The 20,682-nt window shown below is 51.9% G+C and carries 12 protein-coding genes; 9 read left to right on the top strand and 3 right to left on the bottom strand.

The features are described from left to right. The first annotated feature begins 96 nt into the window (after positions 1 to 96). Complete coding sequence (locus ACZ52Z_RS18865; protein WP_464270826.1) at positions 97 to 1,389, top strand: ammonium transporter; 1,293 nt, start codon at positions 97 to 99, stop codon at positions 1,387 to 1,389. 19 nt (positions 1,390 to 1,408) lie between these two features. Further along, positions 1,409 to 1,747, top strand: coding sequence for a P-II family nitrogen regulator (locus ACZ52Z_RS18860; protein ID WP_464268315.1), 339 nt, complete (start codon positions 1,409 to 1,411; stop codon positions 1,745 to 1,747). An 80-nt stretch (positions 1,748 to 1,827) separates the two neighbouring features. Here ACZ52Z_RS18860 and ACZ52Z_RS18855 read toward each other — a convergent pair whose 3' ends face one another. Then, positions 1,828 to 3,351 (bottom strand): DUF2235 domain-containing protein, encoded by a 1,524-nt coding sequence (locus tag ACZ52Z_RS18855; protein ID WP_464268314.1) that lies wholly within the window; start codon positions 3,349 to 3,351, stop codon positions 1,828 to 1,830. A 338-nt stretch (positions 3,352 to 3,689) separates the two neighbouring features. On the opposite strand from ACZ52Z_RS18855, the gene ACZ52Z_RS18850 reads away from it, so the two are divergent. From ACZ52Z_RS18850 to ACZ52Z_RS18840, 3 genes are all read left to right on the top strand, one after another. Further along, on the top strand, positions 3,690 to 4,922 hold the full coding sequence (locus ACZ52Z_RS18850; protein WP_464268313.1) for a phospholipase effector Tle1 domain-containing protein: 1,233 nt from the start codon (positions 3,690 to 3,692) through the stop codon (positions 4,920 to 4,922). 209 nt (positions 4,923 to 5,131) lie between these two features. Beyond that, positions 5,132 to 9,250, top strand: coding sequence for a hypothetical protein (locus ACZ52Z_RS18845; protein ID WP_464268312.1), 4,119 nt, complete (start codon positions 5,132 to 5,134; stop codon positions 9,248 to 9,250). 268 nt (positions 9,251 to 9,518) lie between these two features. Then, positions 9,519 to 10,124 carry a YkgJ family cysteine cluster protein gene (locus tag ACZ52Z_RS18840; protein WP_464270825.1) on the top strand — a complete coding sequence of 202 codons (606 nt, stop codon included), beginning with the start codon at positions 9,519 to 9,521 and terminating at the stop codon, positions 10,122 to 10,124. An 85-nt stretch (positions 10,125 to 10,209) separates the two neighbouring features. On the opposite strand, the gene sugE is transcribed toward ACZ52Z_RS18840, so the two are convergent. Together sugE and ACZ52Z_RS18830 are read right to left on the bottom strand one after the other, a co-directional pair. Beyond that, positions 10,210 to 10,527, bottom strand: a complete 318-nt coding sequence (gene sugE / locus ACZ52Z_RS18835; protein WP_464268311.1) for a quaternary ammonium compound efflux SMR transporter SugE — start codon at positions 10,525 to 10,527, stop codon at positions 10,210 to 10,212. Between the two features lie 252 nt (positions 10,528 to 10,779). Next, the gene (locus ACZ52Z_RS18830; protein ID WP_464268310.1) at positions 10,780 to 13,572 is read right to left on the bottom strand and encodes a cache domain-containing protein; all 2,793 of its coding nucleotides are present in this window, start codon (positions 13,570 to 13,572) and stop codon (positions 10,780 to 10,782) included. Positions 13,573 to 14,172: 600 nt separating this feature from the next. On the opposite strand from ACZ52Z_RS18830, the gene ACZ52Z_RS18825 reads away from it, so the two are divergent. The 4 genes from ACZ52Z_RS18825 to ACZ52Z_RS18810 all read left to right on the top strand — a co-directional run bounded on the left by ACZ52Z_RS18825 (position 14,173) and on the right by ACZ52Z_RS18810 (position 20,638). Then, positions 14,173 to 17,493 (top strand): chemotaxis protein CheB, encoded by a 3,321-nt coding sequence (locus tag ACZ52Z_RS18825; protein WP_464268309.1) that lies wholly within the window; start codon positions 14,173 to 14,175, stop codon positions 17,491 to 17,493. Then, entirely contained in the window at positions 17,490 to 18,800 is a 1,311-nt protein-coding gene (locus tag ACZ52Z_RS18820; protein WP_464268308.1) for a two-component system sensor histidine kinase NtrB, read from the top strand. The genes ACZ52Z_RS18825 and ACZ52Z_RS18820 overlap by 4 nt, the downstream gene beginning before the upstream one ends. 116 nt (positions 18,801 to 18,916) lie before the next feature. Next, the gene (locus ACZ52Z_RS18815) at positions 18,917 to 19,318 is read left to right on the top strand and encodes a hypothetical protein (protein ID WP_464268307.1); all 402 of its coding nucleotides are present in this window, start codon (positions 18,917 to 18,919) and stop codon (positions 19,316 to 19,318) included. A 234-nt stretch (positions 19,319 to 19,552) separates the two neighbouring features. Further along, on the top strand, positions 19,553 to 20,638 hold the full coding sequence (locus ACZ52Z_RS18810) for a homocysteine S-methyltransferase family protein (protein ID WP_464268306.1): 1,086 nt from the start codon (positions 19,553 to 19,555) through the stop codon (positions 20,636 to 20,638). Positions 20,639 to 20,682: the final 44 nt, after the last annotated feature.

Below are 20,682 nucleotides of genomic sequence, written 5' to 3'. Positions count from 1 at the left end.
CAGCAGTACAATTATTCAACAGGAGGAAACAGAGTGAAATCCAACATCAGTACACATCGGAAAAAAGTCCTAGGAGGAGCCATCTTCCTAGCCATTATGGCAGTCGCCATACCCACCCTTGCAGAAGAAGCCCCTGCTGCCGACAGCGTTGCCGGAACCCTTGTTCAGCTTGCCTACTCCATCGACACCTTTTATTTTCTCATTTCCGGCGCCCTGGTCATGTGGATGGCTGCAGGGTTTGCCATGCTTGAAGCTGGTCTGGTTCGTGGCAAAAACACGGTTGAAATTCTCACCAAAAACGTTGCCCTCTATTCCATCGCCTGCATTATGTACCTGATCTGCGGGTATAATATCATGTACGGCGACGCAATCAGCAGCGTTATACCTGGATTCAGCCTGTTCGGCCTGACTGACAACACGGTCGACGAAGTACTCAAATCAGGCGGTGATACCTACTACTCCAACCTCAGTGACTTCTTTTTCCAGGTCGTCTTTGTTGCCACGGCCATGAGTATCGTTTCGGGTGCAGTGGCCGAACGGATGAAATTGTGGGCCTTCCTGCTCTTTGCCGTTGTTATGACCGGCTTTATCTACCCGGTTGAAGGGTACTGGAAATGGGGCGGTGGTTTTCTTGACGGCCTTGGCTTCCTTGATTTCGCCGGTTCCGGTGTTGTTCACCTTACCGGTGCCTCTGCAGCCATTGCCGGGGTACTGCTTCTCGGACCTCGGAAGGGGAAATATGCGGGCGGTAAAGTCAACGCTATACCTGGTTGCAACCTCCCCTTGGCGACCCTTGGTACCTTTATTCTCTGGCTCGGCTGGTTCGGCTTCAACGGCGGCTCTGAACTGAAAATATCCAACATTGAAGAAGCAAACGCGGTTTCCATGGTCTTTGTCAACACCAATGCCGCAGCAGCCGGCGGACTGGTAGCGGCCCTGCTGCTCTCCCAGGTCTGGTTCGGCAAAGCGGACCTCACCATGGCGCTGAACGGTGCCCTTGCCGGCCTGGTTGCCATCACCGCTGAACCGCTCACCCCGTCCCCGCTTGCATCCACAATTGTCGGCGTTATTGGTGGCCTGATTGTTGTAGTTTCCATCGTCACCATCGACAAACTTAAACTTGACGACCCTGTAGGCGCCATCTCCGTCCACGGTGTTGTCGGGCTGTTCGGCTTGATCGCAGTGGCCTTCACCAATCCGGAAGGCAGCCTCATCGCTCAGCTTATCGGCGCAGGCGTTATCTTTGCCTGGGTTTTTGCCACCTCCTTCATCGTGTGGTTGATCATTAAGGTAACCATGGGCATTCGTGTCGGCGAGGAAGAGGAAATGGAAGGCGTTGACATCTCTGAATGTGGCCTGGAAGCCTACCCGGAATTTACACGCAAATAATTTGTAAGGAGGATCCACTGTGAAAAAGATAGAAGCAATCATCAAGCCTTTTAAGCTTGATGAAGTAAAAGAAGCGCTCAATGAAATAGGCATCGCCGGTATGACCGTCACCGAGGTCAAAGGCTACGGCAGACAGAAAGGACACAAAGAGGTCTACCGAGGTGCAGAATACAAAGTAGATTTCAACCCGAAAACCAAGATCGAACTGGTGCTGGACGACGAGCTTGCCGAAAAAGCCGTTGGCGTCATCAGGGAAGCAGCCCTGACCGGCAAGATCGGCGACGGTAAAATATTCATCCTCCCGGTTGAAGACATCCTTCGGGTTCGTACCGGAGAACGAGGCCCGGAAGCAATCTAACCCTCCCTCCTCCCCCTGCTCCGGTCCGGGCTGCCACTCCGACAGCCCGGCCGGAGCTTTCTCGCCAAGCTTTCCCCTTGCTATGCCTCCTCACCCTCGGCAACCAATTTTTTGGTCTTGAGCTCGGCCCACGCCCTTGCTGCCAATCGTTGAGTCGCCTGCCACAACTTTCCTTTAACCAGGAAAAAACAAAGATAAAGAACCACCAGTGCCCAAAAAAACATCGGATGATCGCGCAACACATCAATCCATGGGGTAAGCATCTTCGGCACCCCCTGTCGAATCCAATCGAATAAGCTACTGACCGCTCCGTCCGGCGATGTCCCCTTCTGGCAACCAACCAGCCTGCAGTATACAGGTGAGGCGACAAAGACCAGGGTGGTTGCCAGCATGCAGAAATAGAGAACCTTCCGGTAGCGAATCACGGTGGCAACCGCTCTGGTCTCAGCCTTGCGCCGAACACGCTCCTGGGGAGCCTCATAGTCGGGTGGCCGCTCTTTCGCGTCATTGGTCACCACTACTTCATATTCCTGGGGCAAGCCATGCGGGACATAAGGAACAGCGTTTCGGGCGACCCGTTCCAGTACGCTGCGGTGCAATTGGGGACATCTCACCTGCACACCTGCCTTTTTATCGCTGCACAACCTTTCTATATCCCTGGGACTGTACCGGTAATATACCCCGGCAAGAGCGCGGGAATCGTGTTGAGGACCATGCCAGTTGGCATGCGCCCTGATCTCCTCCCGGCACTGTTGAATGAAATAGAGGCCTGGAATATCCTCCTTCTCCGCCTGGGCGGCAACCCGGGCAAGCATCCAGTCAAGACTTACCAGAGCGAGGGAGGAGCGGGGGTATCCACCACCGACATCGGAATGCACCCCTGGAAACCACACCTGTTCTATCCTGGAAGGATCCGTTTCCTCGCTTTCATCCCAGAGCAAGGGATGAAAAGTTTTACGCTCATCATCAACCGAGAGCGCATGACAGGCTTTTTTCACCCTGGATGAGAGCTTGCGATCGGGAAAATAGATCGGGTAAATATACCTGTCCCAGAAGCGCGCCAACCCGTCAAATGGCAATCCGTAGGCATCAACTGTGTCCCAAACGCCCATAAAGGTAATGTCTGGGTAATATTTCATCGGAGCCGATTCGGTCTTACCTGTATATTTTCGAACCCACTGGGTCAACATCCCTTCCGTAAACTGCGAACGAAAGGCATTGTAATGTTCTTTTGTTACCCGCTTCAGCTGCTCTTCATCGCTGCAGTCTGCATAGACGCCGCAAAAGGCAATCATTCCTGCTAAAAGCCGCACAGTGTACGCCCCTCGACTGAAGCCGAACAGATAGATCCTGTCACCAGGCTCATAATTATGGCAAAGAAACATGTACAATTCCTGCACATTCCTTTTCAGGCCCCAGCCGAAAACACCACCGAGCAGTTTCAATGGCAGGAACTCCTGACTACCGACTCCATCATCGTAGCATGCCACCTGTTTTCGCCCTTGAAGATCCAACGCATCATAGAGTCGCCAGACATTGGTTTTGTTCCGTTTGGCTGCACCATTGCCCGTACCGTCGGAAAGTAGGATGATATTTTTTCCCATGTGCACCGCCTCCAGTCATAATTTCCATTGAATCGGCTTAGTTGCCGACAGATCTTCACCCTTTCCCCCACACGCCTGCAAGCCAAGATAACCATAAACAACTTGCTCTTTCAACCGAGCCCCCTCGCCCTTCTTGCCGGACGGTATATCTACCCATCACCCCGTGGGTAAATACCCCAATGTACTTCCTCGGATGCAGTGCTTATTTTTTCAACTGTTACCAAATACAGTAGACACTCTCCAACGGGAAAGTATTTCATCGGCAGACGGTGTGCCGCTAAAGGTACGCTCCAACCGGATAAACTGCCCCAAGGGCGCTGGCTAGCAGGAGGCGAATAATGACTCTGTATGCGTTTGATGGTACCTGGAACGAAGACGAAATTGCAGACAGCCAAGACACCAATGTGGTCCGTTTCAAAGAACTCTACACCGGCAACAACACCGAATACCTGGAAGGAGTGGGCACCCGATTCGGTACCCTGGGAAAACTGCTCGGTGGGCTGTTTGGGATCGGCGGCAGAACCCGCATCGACGAAATGTATGAAGAACTCTGTGAGAATTGGGCAAAAGGGGACCATGATATCGATATCATAGGCTTCAGCAGAGGTGCGGCTCTGGCTGTCCACTTTGCCAACAAAATCGGCACAGAGGGCATACGCCTGGCCAACGGAACCAATGAGCCGGCGCAGGTACGGTTTCTTGGCCTATGGGATATAGTCGCCTCTTTCGGGCTGGCCATAGACACCATTATCGATTTTCAACAAATCAACCTGGGATGGAATATCGCCACAGTGCACCGGTGTGTCACCCACTGCTTTCATGCCATGGCCCTGGACGAACGGCGCGAGACATTCAACGTTACCCGGCTGGACCCGGAAAACACCTACCCCAACATCACGGAAGTATGGTTCCGTGGCGTCCACAGCGACATCGGCGGGGGCAACGCCAATGAAGCCCGCTCCAACATCGCTCTGCAATGGATGCTGGAGCAGGCAAGAAGCTGCGGACTTCACTTCAACGACACCAAAGCTAGGCTACCGCGCTACAGCACCACAGATGTTTATGCACCTATCTCGGAAAACAAGGATATTCAGATTGATCCTCGAAGAACGGTGCATCCCAATGACGAAAAACACCCCAGCGCCCACCCCCTGTACCTGGAAAAAAATCAGTCACGCACATGCAGGGTACTTGCCGGCATGCGCTACAACTGGAGCGGCGTCACCCTGCAGAGAAACTGCACCTACACCTTTACAGTTGAAAAAAACGACACCTGGAAAGATGCCTCCATTGAATGTGGTCCAGGTGGCTGGAAAACCGAGCAACTGCCCTGGTACAAGGAGGGAATCGTCAATTTTTTCGAAGACCACAAGCGACTGAAACATGCTGACTGGTTTGCGCTAGTGGGTGCACTGGACGATGAGGACGAAGAGCTCTTTCTCATTGGCGATAGCCCAGCACCCTATACGGCTCCACGGGAGGCCGATCTCTATCTTTTCGCCAATGACATGGTTTCTAAATACAGCAACAACGAGGGATACCTGATGGTCACCATTACCCGAACAGCCTGAGCTGCACCATAGTGTCGAGCCCGGCCAAGGCCAAGCTTCCTCAGGAAGCCGAAGCAAGCGAAACAGTTCGACCAAAAAGCATTTAACGCTCTATCCTCGATGCGCAACACGGCAACGGATGGACCATGCAACCTGCCTGAGCGGCAGGGACAAGCTGGAAGCAAGAACAACACCGTGACAAACCGAAAGAGTAGTGAAAGGAGAGCAGCATGAACAAGGACCAGCCCACTTCGGCAAACACAATGGCAGCGTGCAACATCCTGGATATGCTCGAAAAACAAGAACCTCAGCCACCTGCGGAAAGCCAGGTCCCAGCAGCCTCGCCTCTTGCCGAGGCCCTTGCTGCAGACAGTGGCACGCTCCTGAACCAGGAAGCACGACGAATAATGCAGCAACGGCCCTACCAGGATATAGGCGGCTCGTCCATACGGAAAATGCGCTTCCTGCTTCACCGTCTCGCGACCTCGAGCGAATTGCCTGCCGGAGCAAAAGCTCTCATCGACCGTACCGCCCTTGCCGGCGAAGGAGAGCGACTGTTCAATCTTGAGGAAATCCCAGCACTGAGTGTGTGGCACGGCAACGTGTGTACTTTTCTGTTCGACAGCACCGACAGCTCGAAAATGTCCTTTTCCTATACCGCTGCCCCTGCGCCCAAGGGAAGAATCGGATTGACTCCTGAGCCTGGACAAAAGGACTGCTGGCGGTTCAGCTACAGCCCAGCAGAGGGGGACACATTTCCCTTTTCCGTCACCATTACGGCAGATCCGCAAGGACAGGCAAATCCGCACTCTTTTATCATTACGCCCCTCCCCCACCTCCCTCCTGAGCACATCGTGTTCGACGCCACTGAGCACACCCACCCAGGTCCAGTGGATTTTCTTCGCCCGATCAATGCCGAGGAGCAGGTCGAACACACCTACCTGGCTGACAAGGCTTTTGTCTTTAACTACAAGCGCCCTTCACTCAACACACCCCTTTCTTTACGCAAAGTCCACATCCTTGGTGAGGTTGTCGTTCTTGACAAAGACAATGACGAGTATGGGCTCTATGCCACCTATCATGGTGCCACCGACATAGAAGAGCTCCATGTGACTGCCCATAGCGTCATCATCCGGAGTCCTCTGCACCTTCCCCAGTCGGATATTACGATCAATGCCCGTGAACTCCGCTTTGAAAGTGCGGCAGCCCAACTAAAAACAACACCCCTGGAAAAAAAGGATGTCCCCCAGCTTGGCAAGCCGGGTGCAGACGGCCTTGACGCCGGCAACATAACCCTCAACATCACCAGATTCGAACTGGATGACGAGGCGCAACAGCAGGCTGCATTACTTGACCTGACCGGGGGTAAAGGCCAGGCTGGAGGTGTTGGCAAAGACGGCACCGAAGGTGCCTCCATGCCGAGCTACGGCAGGACCATGCAGTGGAAGGACAGTGGCATCCACTTTAAGAAAACCGCCCCATCGGGATACCAAATCGTCTATGAGGTTGCCTACTGCACCTGTGCAATCGGTATTCCTATCAAGGCCTTCAGCCGCGGCAATCCGGACGGATGGCCGACCAATGGTACCTCGGCAACGCCATCGGGCAAACCGGGAGAAGGTGGCAAGGGCGGCAACCTTGTGTCTTCCTGCGATATATCGATCCATGCGGTCTTGGGCGGCGGACAGGCGGGAGCTGCAGCAGCTCAACCGCGCGGCTATTACCGGGGCGGTTCCCCAGGTTACCCGAGCAAAGCTATTAAGTATAAAGCAAACTACTGCTTTTCCGCTGGTTTCAAGGAACTGGGACGGCACACAACCACAGCAGGGAAGAACGCCCCCATCGCCCACCCTGTCAACCCATCCGGTGCAATGGGCACCTTTGTCCTGAGCGGTAATCCCCATGCATGGATTACTCCGTTACTCCTCCACAAACGTATTAACCATATCAAAGACGACTACCTCTCCAGCCGGATTAGTGCCGCAGCCGATGCCCTTCGAGATCACCTCCAGGCCATTGACGAGTATACCGCTGCCGACCAGTGGCAAGCCCTCGACTCGGCCAAACAACTCGAGATCGAACACCTGTGCGACGATATGCACACCCTCCTGCATCGGATCGGCAACAACCTGGACTACTTCGGCCATCCAGCCGGCTGGACGCCCCTGCTGAGTTTTGAAATCAACCGGACCATTTTTGACAATGCGGTCGACAGCGCCGCCGACATTCTCTATTTGGCCTACAACATCAAAAACAAGGCTGCTGCAGCCGAAAAACAGTTTCAATCCCTTTCGGCAATGCGCAAGCAGCTCGAAAAAGATATCGCCATGGCCGTGGACCAGTTTAACAGCACGGTCGCCCGTATTCCCCAGCTGCAGAATACCGCCGAAAATCTACACAGTCGCACCCTGGAAACCCAGTACCGACTCAAGGCAAAGGAAACCGAGCTGGCGCAGAAGGCAGAAGAGGAAGTTCGCCCCCCTGCCTGGATTGTCGGGGCCCGTCTTGGCTTGAAAATCAGCGGTACCATCTTGACCATGGTCCCTGTATACCAACCTGCCATGGGAGCAATCGGTGGTGGCCTAAACCTATTGAGTGATTTTGATCCAGACAAACCATGGGACACCATCATCGGTGCAGCCGACGTGACCTCCAGCTTCCTCAATTCCAGCTTTGACAACGCTGCTCAAGATCTGAAGCAGGAGATGGACAGCCAGAAACTGCGGCAGGCAGACCCCAGCGGCGACATGCGAAAAAAAATGCAGTACCTGGACCGGGCACGCCAGTCCTCGGCAGCCCTTTCCGCCGGATTGATGGACCTGCAGCAATTCGTCCAGAAGAACAGTGCCCCGCAGACGGAAATTGAAGCGGAACTGGAAAAACTGAAAAGCCAATCAAACGAATACCAGGCACTGGTGGAGGAAATCAGAGATCTGGTGCGTCGCAAAGGCGAGTATGTGGAAGAACTGGCTGCAGTCATGCAGAATGTAGGAGAGCTCTCACTCTTCATATCCCGCAGCATCCTGGCAATGGACGCCATGAGCGTAGACATGGAACAGGTCAGGGAAGGCTTGGACAATCATACGATTGCCTACGTGGACGATATGGAACGCAGGACCTATGACCGATTGCTGGAATATCACTACTACATGGCCAAGGCCTATGAGTACAGAATGCTTAAGCCGTACACTCATCCACTGGATTTCCACCAACTCATACAACGCCTGGAAAAGGTTGCCAAGGTCAAGACCTGGGAAGAACTTGACGGCGATGCCTTCAGGTCAATTTATACTGCAGTGTACAAGGAACGGCTGGCAGATATTGCCAACGAGATATTCCATGAATACAACAACCAGCCTAAGGAAAATTCCAACACCTTCGGTTACCTGCTTTCCCAGGAAGAACTCGACACGCTGAACGCCGGGAAACCCGTGGCTGTCAACCTGGCGCAATACCTTCCCAACGAAGAGAATCTGCGCATGGTGAATATCGGTATCCAGATGGAGCAGGACAATCAGCGCAAGGGCCAGATCGTTACCTCGCCGGCAAGTGGCAGCAGTTACCCGCGAAACGCCTACCTCGACCTGACCTTCACCCATCCCGGCATCTCCCGGATACGATCAGGCAGCAACACGTACCAGTTCCAGCACCCCTTTGTCGACCATCGCAACCCGTTGACATGGAAGGCTCGCTACGAGCCGGAATCAGACGTGGTAACCCACAGCGTGCCCAGCGCAGCCAGTGCATCGTTGCTCAAATCCTTGCTCAAGGGAGATGCACTCGCCGACCTGATGATGTATTCACGGCCATCCGTGCTGGCAGACCTGCAGATTACCCGGTCAGGCTATCCCAACGAGGGCAGCGGCATACGGCTTGAGCGACTGAAGCTGGAACTGATATACGACTACTTTAAAGCCGACAATGCCCTGATTGACAAACACGTGCTGATCACGGTAATCAAGCAGGATAGCGACAAAGGTCCGCTCCTGCGGGAAGCAACCTTTACCCCTTACATCCGGACCGACCGCCAGGACATCAATCGCAGACAGGATGGAAGAGGCCGCTTTCTGCGGGTGTACCAGCGCTCCTGGGACGATCGTCTCACCTTTACCGCTCAACCGGCCTATGGATCCTACCGGTTCAACCAGTGGACAGATGCCACAGGCAACCCCCTTCCCCTCTCCAAGGGGAACACGCTCTCTGCAGACCTTCGATCCAGTCAACTGCTTTGCGCGCAATATATTGCGGAAGATGTTGATACCGAACATGCAACGAGCCGGTTGTTTGCCCTACCCAACGCTTCTGCCTTGCTGCGGCATCTGCCGCAGGAAAAACTCACCGACAAATGAATTGACGGGGCCGTACACCAGACCCGCGATCCTTTGTGCGGAAGAAAAACACACTCCGACCGAATTAATGCTACCTGCGGGAAGAAAAGAGAGGTACATATCAAGCGTAGAAAATACCTGACTTCTCGTCGCAACCAGGAGCACCGCCATCACTTCTTCACCCCTTCGGCAACAATCGACCACCGAGGCTGTCCTTACAGCTGCGCTCACGCAAGCCCTCCTGGTCAAACAGGAAATATCAGCGGAAAGATTTCCGGTTCCGGAATTGGTGCCTCCCCCTGCCCATTGCCCGGAAGGCTGTCACGCCTGCTGCCGGAGCTGGGTCACCCTGGACCTGACGGCAGTGGAAGCGCTGACCGTCTATCTGCTAAACCGGGAGATGGTCGAACTCATCGAACGTGCGCATCACCTTCGCCCGGAGGACGACTACTGCCCGTTTCTGATCCAGAACCGGTGCTCCATTCACGCATACAAACCATCGGCCTGCCAGATGTTCATGCCGTTTACCTCTCAGGGCAAACCGACCTGCTACTACCTGGCCAAAGAAAGAGGTGACCTGCAGGTCGCAGCAGAGGGCGAACAGTACCTCAACTCCCATGCCTATGCCATCCATGGCTTGATGATGCTGCTCCAGTGCATGGTAGGTTCACACCTGCCCTGTATCTTTTTTAAAAACTCCTACCAGGGAGCGCTTTGGTGGAAAGAGCATTACTCGATCCTACCATCAACTACCAAAAACTGTCTGGAATCCATCCTCAACCACGATGCACACGGGGAGCAACAGAGAGCGGATTTTGCTTTTGCTGAAGCCCTTAGATCAGGCCTAGCCAACTACATGCAGATGACCCATCAGCGATCTCTCAAAAAACCATGACTAATGCGCCGCACCGCGCAGCCTATTTTTCCAGCCCAATAACTCCGCCCCATCTCGGCAGGGAGCGTCGCAGCTTGACCTAACGTCAACCATGAGTAATCTTCAAACCGACAATGCCCACCACGATTAAAAGGATACTGATGATACGTGGAGCATTCACCGGCTCACCGAACAACACCACCCCGAGAATCACCGTCCCCACAGCACCCACTCCAACCCACACGCTGTAGGCCGTTCCCACTGGCAGTGCTTTCAAGGCTAGGCCCAGTAGCCATACGCTGGCCCCCATGGACAACACCGTCCACACAGAAGGCCAAAAGCGGGAAAAGCCTGCTGAAAATTTCAACCCTATTGCCCATCCGACCTCAAACAGGCCGGCAATGAAAAGAATAAGCCAGTGCATATCACAGCGTACATGGTAATGAGGATATCCTCCGAGAAATCAATACGGCCGCGTTCAGCGTCAATGTTCACTCAGCCATTCGATCAGCCATCCCGCAATCGTTTCTGCCAGCCAATATCCCCTGCACCGGCAACCAACAAACTCTTGCATAAAACGCCTTTGTCAACACACCGCAACAGGCTTCACCGAAAAGGGACAAAACACATGGCGTCAGGTTTTCGATGGTTGAACCTTGCGTTCTCCCGCTATCGCCTACAATAAATACACCCTCCGAATTTCCTCTTCAACCTCCCCTAGAAGAAAAGGTTTGGCGATCCGCCCGCTGAAGCCGTAATCACGGTACTCAGCCATGATCGGATCGGTTGCATAGCCGCTGATGGCGACCACTTTGGCTCCTGCATCAAAGCCCAAAATGTCCACTACGGTTTCCTTGCCGCCCTTACCGCCTGGAATGGTGAGATCCAGTAAAACAACATCATACGGGACCCCTTGGTGGGATGCTTGCACATATTGCGCCACCCCTCGTTCACCTTCATCGGCCAAATCCACCTGGTGACCAAATAATTGCAGCATCTTTGCCAGGACCGACTGGACCTCTCTGTCGTCGTCTATCACCAGAACATGGAGGGATGGCATTGTCGCTGCGGCAGAGGTTATTGCTTCCCTGGCAACGGTTGCCAACATTGCCGTCTTATCGGCCGGCAAATAAACCGAAAAGATGGTCCCCCTACCCTTGACCGATTCAACCTCAATTTTGCCCCCATGTTTTTCAACAATCGAATGCACCATTGTCAACCCGAGCCCGCTTCCGGTCTGCTTGGTACTGAAATACGGATCAAAGATTCGAGCCGCAACGTCCTCCTCCATTCCTATACCAGCATCACGAATTTCCAGTCGTACGGTATCTGAGCCAAGGGGCGACGAACATTTATCCATATTTTCCGTACAGATGGTAAGCACCCCGCCCTGTTCCATGGCTTGCACGGCGTTGATAACCAGATTGGAGAGCACCTGTGAAATCTGTCCATAGTCAGCCACAGCCGGCCAGAGGTTTTCATTAATGGCATATTCAGCCTTGACCGAACTGCCGCTTAAATTAAAAGTGGCCACCTCACTTATCAGCTGTCGAAGATCAACGGTTTCTAGAAGAGGGGCACCGCCCTTTGCAAAGGTGAGGAGCTGGGTGGTGAGACTTTTGGCACGCTGGAGCGACTCATGGGCCAGCGAAATATAGGAAAAAGCTTTATCCTCCTGCCGGAGTTCGTTGCTTGCCAGCTCAAGATTGCCGAATATTCCGGCCAGAATATTGTTAAAATCATGGGCTATGCCCCCGGCCAGGAATCCCACCGATTCCAATTTCTGGGCTTTGAGTAGCTCGGCTTCAACTCGCAGCTTTTCGGTCTCGTCCCTGAAAACAATCACCCTCCCAAGCACCTGACCGCTACTGCCCCGTATCGGTGAACTGTTGACAGCAACCCGATACTCCTCGCCTGAACGTCCAATCAGCGTCGTCCGTAACTCCTGAACAGAGGTGCCGGTAACCTGACCATTGGGCTGCTCAAGCTTGGAGGTCCGCATAACCTCCCTGATATGCTGTTTTAGGGCCTCGCCTCCGGTCCATCCTGTCAAGTCTTCAGCAACCCGGTTCATCAAGAGAACCTTCCCCTGGGTATCTGTCGCGATAACCCCTTCACCGATGGAGTGAAGCGTAACCAACAGGCGTTCGTGCTCACTTCTTAGCTGCTCTTCCGCTTCCTGTTTCCCGTTAACCAGACGGTTAGCCGAGCCTGCCAGAAGATCAAGCTCCCGAAAGATAATCTTATCCCGGTTAATGACCTCCGTTGAAGTGGCGGCCTGTCGGAAAAATGCAGAAAAGAGCTGAAAATCATTTTCGACCCGTTTACTTAACCGCTGAAAAAACATGGCAACCAGTGCCATGGCAAGCACAAATACCGTAGAGATGACCAGCAGGCTTTTGTACAAATTCTTTCTGAGCGCGGCTTGCATCCTGCCGATTTCATCCTCGATGTCATCCAGATAAACTCCTGCGGCAACCATGAACCGACCATCTGCCGCAAGCTTGAAATAGCTGGTTTTTGGCCGGGCTACCTGGTTGCCGAGTTTGTGATACCAATAATCAACATAGCATTCGCCGCGTTCACGGAGCCCCTGCAAAAACTCCCGGCGAAACATTTTTCCCTTGGCATCCTGGTAATCGTCGTCAAGCAGTACCCCTGTATCATGGGGGCGATTGGGGTTGGCGTAAACCCGTGCAAACGCTTTCCCGCCATGAATGTTCAGTATTTCGTTGATGAAGACATAGCCCTGGCGGTTGGGGCCGAACCTGTTCCTTGTCACATAATCGACAATAATTTTCCGCAGGGATGCTTCGAGGGCATCCTTATATACACCCGCGCCGATAAACCAGTTGAACGGATCGAACTGTTTCACAAAAGAGGTTTTCTTATATACCAAACCGGCTTGATTGGGTTTGGCCCAGTTATAGCTGTAAAACCCCTCACCTTGGCGCTGGACAAACTCAACGATATCCCGAACTATATAGTTTCCGCTTGCGTCCTGCATGTCATACAAGTTTTTTCCTTCAATCTCAGGATTTTCGGCTGACATGACCGAAACCCCGTCATAGGTGAAAATAAAATAGTACCCCACCCCTTCATCAAAACGAATCGGCCGCAGGGCCTCGATAATAATGCTTTGGATGTCTTCTTTCGGAATGTCCCCATTGTGCTGATCGTAGATAGAGTGAGCCACCATAACGGCTTCCTGCACCCTGTGCTTGGCATTAGCCTTGGCCCTGATGGAATTGCTGGCAACAGCCTCTTCAACGACAACTACTCCCCGATCAACCTGTTCCTTGATTAATTGGCGCTGTTGACGAATGAACCCCTGCCGCATCTCCGCGGCACGAACATTACTGTCATGAACGTTTTTGAGGGAGTGCGTGACAAGCAAAAAAACGGCCAGGCTCAACAGGGTAAGCATGATCGCTCTTCGGATGGTTGTAATCAACGATGGTTTGTGCACGCGTCTTTTCAAATAAAATTATTCACGGAGGAGGTACTGATTTCTTGGTCGAGGGCCATCCCCTCACCTTGAGAGTTACTCCATGGTACACCTCTATGATCAATGAAATCAAATAGGTTGCGAAAAAGAGAGACAATTACGCTAACAAGGTGACGCTACCGGCATCGACCGACAAGCACAATCAGACGCTCCTACCTACCGGCGAAACAGCCTTACCGGTTTCCTCGGCAGCGGTTTATTTTATCCTACGTTGTGGTAAAAAAATAGGTGAAATACATTGTGTTTCAGGATCCGTATCATTATCATATAATTCATAAAACAAGGGATAACTCAGCGATGAATGAGCGAATTATCGTGTGGACATTTCCCCCATCAGGAGAAGGCATAAAATGCTTTGCGGAGATAGAAAATATTTCAGTCCGTTGGCCTGCCCCCATTTAAACAATGACTGGCAGGCCAGGCTCAGTATATGCTTCATTTGCCGCGAACACTGACCGTCCGCAAGCCGGATGCTGTACGCGGGTACAAACAAAAAATTACCCTTTCTGTCCTGCAGCAGTGCTTCTCGCCTGGCGAGAATAAAATCATACGAGGTCAACCATGTCAGATCCCACCACCAGCATCACGACTCATCCCCCCTCTTACATTGTTGGCATTGGCGCCTCAGCGGGTGGTCTTGAGGCTATTGAGGATTTTTTTACGCACACGCCGGCAGACAGCGGTCTTGCGTTTGTAGTGGTACAGCACCTCTCTCCCGACTACAAAAGCCTGATGGTAGAACTCCTCAGTAAAAAAACCGCCATGGCTGTCCACCGTGCTGAAGACAACATGAAGGTCGAGGCCAACTGTGTCTATCTCATCCCGCCGAAAAAACAACTGACCATTTTTCATGGCAAGTTGCTGCTCAACGATAGTCCTGGGTCAGGCAGGAGCTTAAACTTACCCATTGATATTTTTCTTCGCTCTCTGGCAGATGACCAGCAGGACAAAGCTGTTGCAATTATCCTTTCAGGCACCGGCAGTGATGGTATGCGGGGAGTACGAGCGGTTAAGGAAAATGGCGGCATGGTCATGGTGCAGGATGAAAAAACCGCCAAGTTCGATGGCATGCCCAAAAGCGCGGTGTCCACTGGCTTGGCTGATTTTGTGCTCCCCCCAAACCAAATGCCGGCACAGTTGTTGAGCTTTGTTCGTCATCCACAGGCTGCTCTCGCCGAAAAATCAGAGCTCCTGATGGAAGGGGATGATGCGCTCACCGCTGTCTTCTCCCTGCTCCGCGAAAAAAACAAGGTCGATTTCAGCTACTACAAGCCAAGCACGGTTGTACGGCGCATGGAGCGTCGGATGTCGATAAATCAGATCAGTGATCTTGATGAGTACGTCGAAATTCTACGCAAAAATCCAATGGAGCTCGCCACCCTGTACAGTGAGCTGCTTATCGGTGTAACCTCTTTTTTTCGAGACCCTGAAGCATTCAAGATACTTGAGGAAACATACCTGCCGGAACTGCTGCACCACGAAAGCAACCGTGAATTACGCATCTGGGTGGCAGGCTGCTCCTCTGGAGAAGAAGCCTATACGCTAGCGATGCTCTGCAGGGAGGTAATGGATCGCGTTGGCATTGCCAGGGAGGTGAAAATCTTTGCCACCGATATAGACAAAGATGCGCTCGCCAAAGCAAGCTCAGGAGCCTTTCCGGAGTCCATTGCCGCCGATCTCACTCCCAGGCTTCAGGCCAAATATCTCAATCACAGCGGTGAAAACTTCCAGGTAAGCGGAAAAATAAGAAAAATGGTGATCTTTGCCCAGCACAACCTGACCGAGGATCCACCCTTTACGAGTGTTGACCTGGTCAGCTGCCGCAACCTTCTCATTTATCTGCAGCCCATCGTCCAGCGACGGGTGCTGGAGATATTTAATTTTTCACTCCGGCCTGGAGGTATCCTCTTCCTCGGCTCTAGCGAAACCATTGGCGAGATGCACAACTATTTTGAACCACTCCATAATCATTGGAGACTCTTTCGTGCTTTGGGGCAAAAGGAACCTTTGGAGTTAAACAGACAATTACTGGCATCCCGGAGCAATCGCTTGGGCCGCAACCTCCCGAACCGCTATTCCTCAGAGCGTCAGGTCACAACCAACCAGGAGGAACGGATTTTGGACCGCCTGATCAAGCTGGTGGCCAAGGAATATGTTCCTCCCGCTGTTGTGGTCAACGAAGCCCATGAGGTGCTTTTCACCATTGGCGACACTTCTGAGGTACTCACTGTTCCTGAGGGGAAGATGGAAAACGACCTTACCCGAATGGTTCATCGAGATTTTTCCATCCCGCTGTCCACAGGCCTCAACAAAGTCTTCACCAAGAACAAGGAGATATCCTATTCCTTCATCCGTGTCAGGCATAAAAACGGATCACGGTTGTATAACCTTATATTAAAACCGCTGCCGCAAAAAAAGGGGCAGGAATTGCTTGTAGCCGTTTTCATACAGGAGGTGGTTGAGAAAGACAGCAGCAAACCTGCCGAGGAGGTTACGGAAAATTATGATATGGACCGGGAAGCACAGCAGCGAATCAGTGACCTGGAACAAGAGCTGCAATTTACCCGGGAAAACCTCCAAGCCACGGTGGAAGAGCTGGAAACCAGCAACGAAGAGCTGCAAGCGACCAACGAAGAACTGCTGGCAAGCAATGAAGAGCTCCAATCCACCAACGAAGAGCTCCAGTCAGTAAACGAAGAACTGTATACGGTCAACGCTGAACACCAACACAAAATCATGGAGCTCACAGAACTGAACAGTGATGTGGACAACATGCTGGCGAGCAGTAGAATAGCAACCATCTTTCTCGACGAGGATTTACTTGTCCGCAAGTTCACTCCCATGGTGACCGACATTTATAAACTCATCAACTCGGACATCAACCGTCCGTTTGACCATATCTCCCACCACATCATTAACTGCGACCCTCTGGCGCTGCTGGAGAAAGTGCGCGCAGATAACCAGTCCCGTCAGCAGGAGGTTCAGCTGGAAAACGGCCAATGGTTCCTGATGTTCATTCATCCCTATTTTATTTCACCAAAAATTTCGTCTGGGTATGTGCTCAGCTTTACGGATATCACAACAGTCAAGGAAACCCAACAAGCGCTAATGCGCAGTGAAAAGAATCTTCAATCAATCCAGGAAAACGGCAGAGTGGGCTCCTGGAACCTGGTCCTGTCAACAAACACTCTCCATCTCAGCGATGCAGCGCGAAAAATTCTCCATATCAAAGAACAGGACTTTTCAGGATCATTTCAAGATTTTCTCACCATGGTCCATCATGATGATCGAGCGGCATTAAGCAAAGCGCTGAACAAAGCCCGCAACAAACAGGAGCCCATTGACATACAGTACCGGGTGGCCAAAGCTGATAGGTTTCAGGCGTGGGTCCACCATTTGGGGTACATCCGTACCGATTCACAGGGAGTACCTGTCCGCATGCATGGTGTGCTCCGCGATATTACAGAGGAAAAGAGAACGGAGTTCATCCTCAAAGGCATCGCCCTGGCTGCGCCCATGGGAATATTTATCATTCGAAACGGCAAAATCCAATGGTGTAACCCCAATGCCGAACGATTGACCGGCTACAGCCAACGCAACCTCCTGGGCCGCTCCATAGCTGATTTTTTTTCATCCGACCAAGAACAGGAAAAAATACTCAACAATGTTCAGAAAAACAAAAAGGATGATCAAACCCTGACTGTACCTGTCTGCTGGGTAAACAAGGAGGGAAACCAGGTTCCATTACTGTTGAACACTCGAGCAGTTGATCCGGACCACATTGACGACGACCAGATTTTTTTAGCGTTGCCCTTACCGAAGAATGACTCACTGAACATGCCGCAATTCTGCTGCACAGACACGATGAAGGACGCTCCATGAGTAATCCGAAATTTACAGGTGAACCCAGCCTGAGGGCAAGGGCATTACAACTGCTGCGACAGGATAATCACCATCAAATACTGGAACTCGAACCGGCTGATTTGCGCAAAGCTTTACAAGAATTGCATATTTACCAGATCGAGCTGGAGTTGCAGAATGAGGATCTGCGACGCAGCCAGGAGGACCTGGAACGTTCGCGCCAGGAGTACAGCGACCTGTTTGAGTCCGCACCTGTGGGCTATGCGGTATTATCTGCTGAAGGCATAATTGAACAGGCTAACCAGACCCTTAGCCGCCTGTTGAATCAGGGGAAAGAAAAACTGTATAAACGGGCACTGAATAAGTTTATTCTTCCTGATGATTATCCTGTTTTCTATCAGCTTCTCAGACAAATAAACAAAGGCAAAAAGAATGTAATGATAGATCTCACCCTTGTCCCGGACAAGGGCACGCAATTTATCGCACGTCTTGTCGGCGATCGCCCTGCAGGCCATGGCAAAGGAGCAAATAACCATATTCGGGTTTCGGTCATGGATATAACCGAACAGAAGAGGTTAGAGGAAGCTCTTCTGCACAGTCGAAAACTTGAAGCCGTCGGTCGCCTTTCCGGTGGAATTGCGCACGACTTCAATAACATCCTCCACTCGGTACAGGGGTATTCCGAACTCATAGGGTTGGATCTTCCTCCGGAAAGCCATGTCAGGGAGCACCTCTACCAACTGCAGGCCTCGTTGAACCGAGCCATCAACCTTGTGCAACAGATCCTCGCTGTCGGCCGCCAAGACTTCAATCAACAAAAAGAAAGGGTCTTGCCACAGCAGCTCATAAGGGAGGTCTCCGAGCGGCTTCGGCAGCTTGTCCCTGATAATGTGCAAGTACATCTGGCTCTTGACGATAACTGCCCGCCAATCGAGGCTGATCCAGGCCAGATGTTTCAAGTCTTGCTGAACTTGTTCAACAACGCTATCGCCGCCCTGGAAGAACGGGGAGGGACCATTACCATAAGCGCAAACCCTATTCGAGTCCCTGGGAATGAGTACATTGACAGTGGCCAGCAAAAACCGGGCAAGTATGTTGAACTGAAGGTTGAGGATACAGGTATTGGCATGCAGCAAACGGTTCTCGACCAGGTCTTTGATCCGTATTACACAACTAAGCCCAGCGTTACCGATGGCACCGGGCTTGGTCTTGCCGTAGTGGAAGGCATAGTTGCCACTCACGGCGGCTTCATAGCAGTTGAAAGTAAACCAGGTGCCGGTAGTACATTTCGAGTTTGCATGCCGTCTCCCGCTGACGATGCGTATTGATCCCCCACAACAGCAATAAGCCGCTCCATACACCCTCTCGTTTACCTGTGTGGCGAATCAACCTGGCAATACCCCGCAGGTGAATGTCTTAAAAAAGTGAGGTCGCAGAAGTGGCTGTGAGCACATCGACAATCATTGGTGCGAAAGCCATGCTGACAGCAGGAGTTAATGCTGGTAAGATAGAGATCGGTCAACATATCCATTGCTGTCTAAAAAAAACGCCAGGACTGGTCAACATGGACAACCGATATTTACTGTACAAATTCTGCAAGGACGGTGATCGTCACCTCATCACATGGCTGACCGCCGCAGGGATGGAGGAGGCTAACCTGGCGGTGAAGCTATTACGGAAAAATCATCCCCACACTCCGGATCTTATTTTGGGCGAGGGTGAGTTTTTCGAAATAATCGATGAGAACCGGGTCGAGCCGGGTGAGTGGGAACAGGCAATGAAGACATTGTCCCTTCGCAAGGATGGCCTGCATTCCATGGTCACACAGAAGGAAAACAGTGACTGACGCCTACGATAGAGGGAAGAGCGGAGGATTCAGGAAGGCGTGATCCTGGGCAAACCTAGACAGGAAATAAGTCCTGCATGATGCACTTATCCATTATCGGATATCAATCACCCCTATACCCATGGATCTGAACAGTCGGGATGCAGGAAGAAGCAGTATTAGCTCTTTGGCTGCTCGTGCAATGAACAGGATGCCCCCCCTCTCCCCTGTTTCTCCAAATCTCGGCGAGAGAGCTTGCCGATCAACAATCGATTTTTTATTGCCGTCAAGAACAGCGGATTTTATCGGCTCCCCCGCTTTGGGAATGAAAAAATTGCCATAGTTGGACCATGTTCTAAGGCTGTCAAAGGTTCAGCAAAGTCGAGAAAAAACAACGTGTTCCAGCTTAGATTATCCAGCAACGTCGACACCTGGTGCACATCCATGAATGCGGACAACACAGTCATTATCCTTGACGGCGGAACAGGTCGTGAACTGGAAGCACAAGGCGCCTCCATCGACCCACCATTGTGGTCAGCAAACGCCCTGTACACCGACCCCGATATTGTCAAAGCAGTGCATAAGTCTTTTATTGCAGCCGGAGCAGAGGTAATTACGGCGAATACCTATGCCATTACGCACTATCACCTCAGCAATGCCGGCAAGGCAGACGATCAGCTGAGGTTGCTTGGTATTGCATATACCCAGGCTCGTCAAGCAAGAGAGGAAACGAATTCCGATGTTCGGATTGCCGCCTCATTTCCGCCTTTATCTGAGTCATATCGCGCTGACCTGGTACGTGGTGAACAACAGCTGGAACAGGAATATGCCATGCTCATCGACCAGGCAATAAAGCATCAGGTAGATATTTTATTGGGCGAGACCCTGAGTCAAGCAAAAGAAGCGCGAATTATTGCTCAAGTAGCCAAAAAGACCGACATTCCTCTCTGGATCAGCTTTACTGTAAATGAAACCGGAAATCTTCGAAGCGGCGAAAGCTTAAGAGATGTGGCCATAGAATTATTACACCACGGCGTAAAGGCCTTACTGGTTAACTGCTCGACAATAGAGAATATTGATTCGAGCATGGATATCTACCAGCAACTGGGACAGGAATTCACGTTTCAATATGGTGCCTACGGCAATCGCTATGATGAAATAAGAAAAGATTATACTCTGGCCCTGCAATCAACTGCGATTAATCAAGAGATTTCGCCCGTTCAATATACAGATGCGGTCAAGTCATGGATCAGGAAAGGAGCCTCCATTGTTGGCGGATGCTGCGGAATCGGCCCTGAATATATCCAGCATATGCAACAGAACATACAAGAGGGACCTTGATGATGATTTGAAGCACCACCCGTAAGTTCAACGATGCATGCTCT

The sequence above is a fragment of the Desulfogranum aggregans genome, assembly GCF_055398265.1.
Note: the sequence above shows the minus strand (reverse complement) of the source record. Positions and strands in the feature narration are given on the sequence as shown.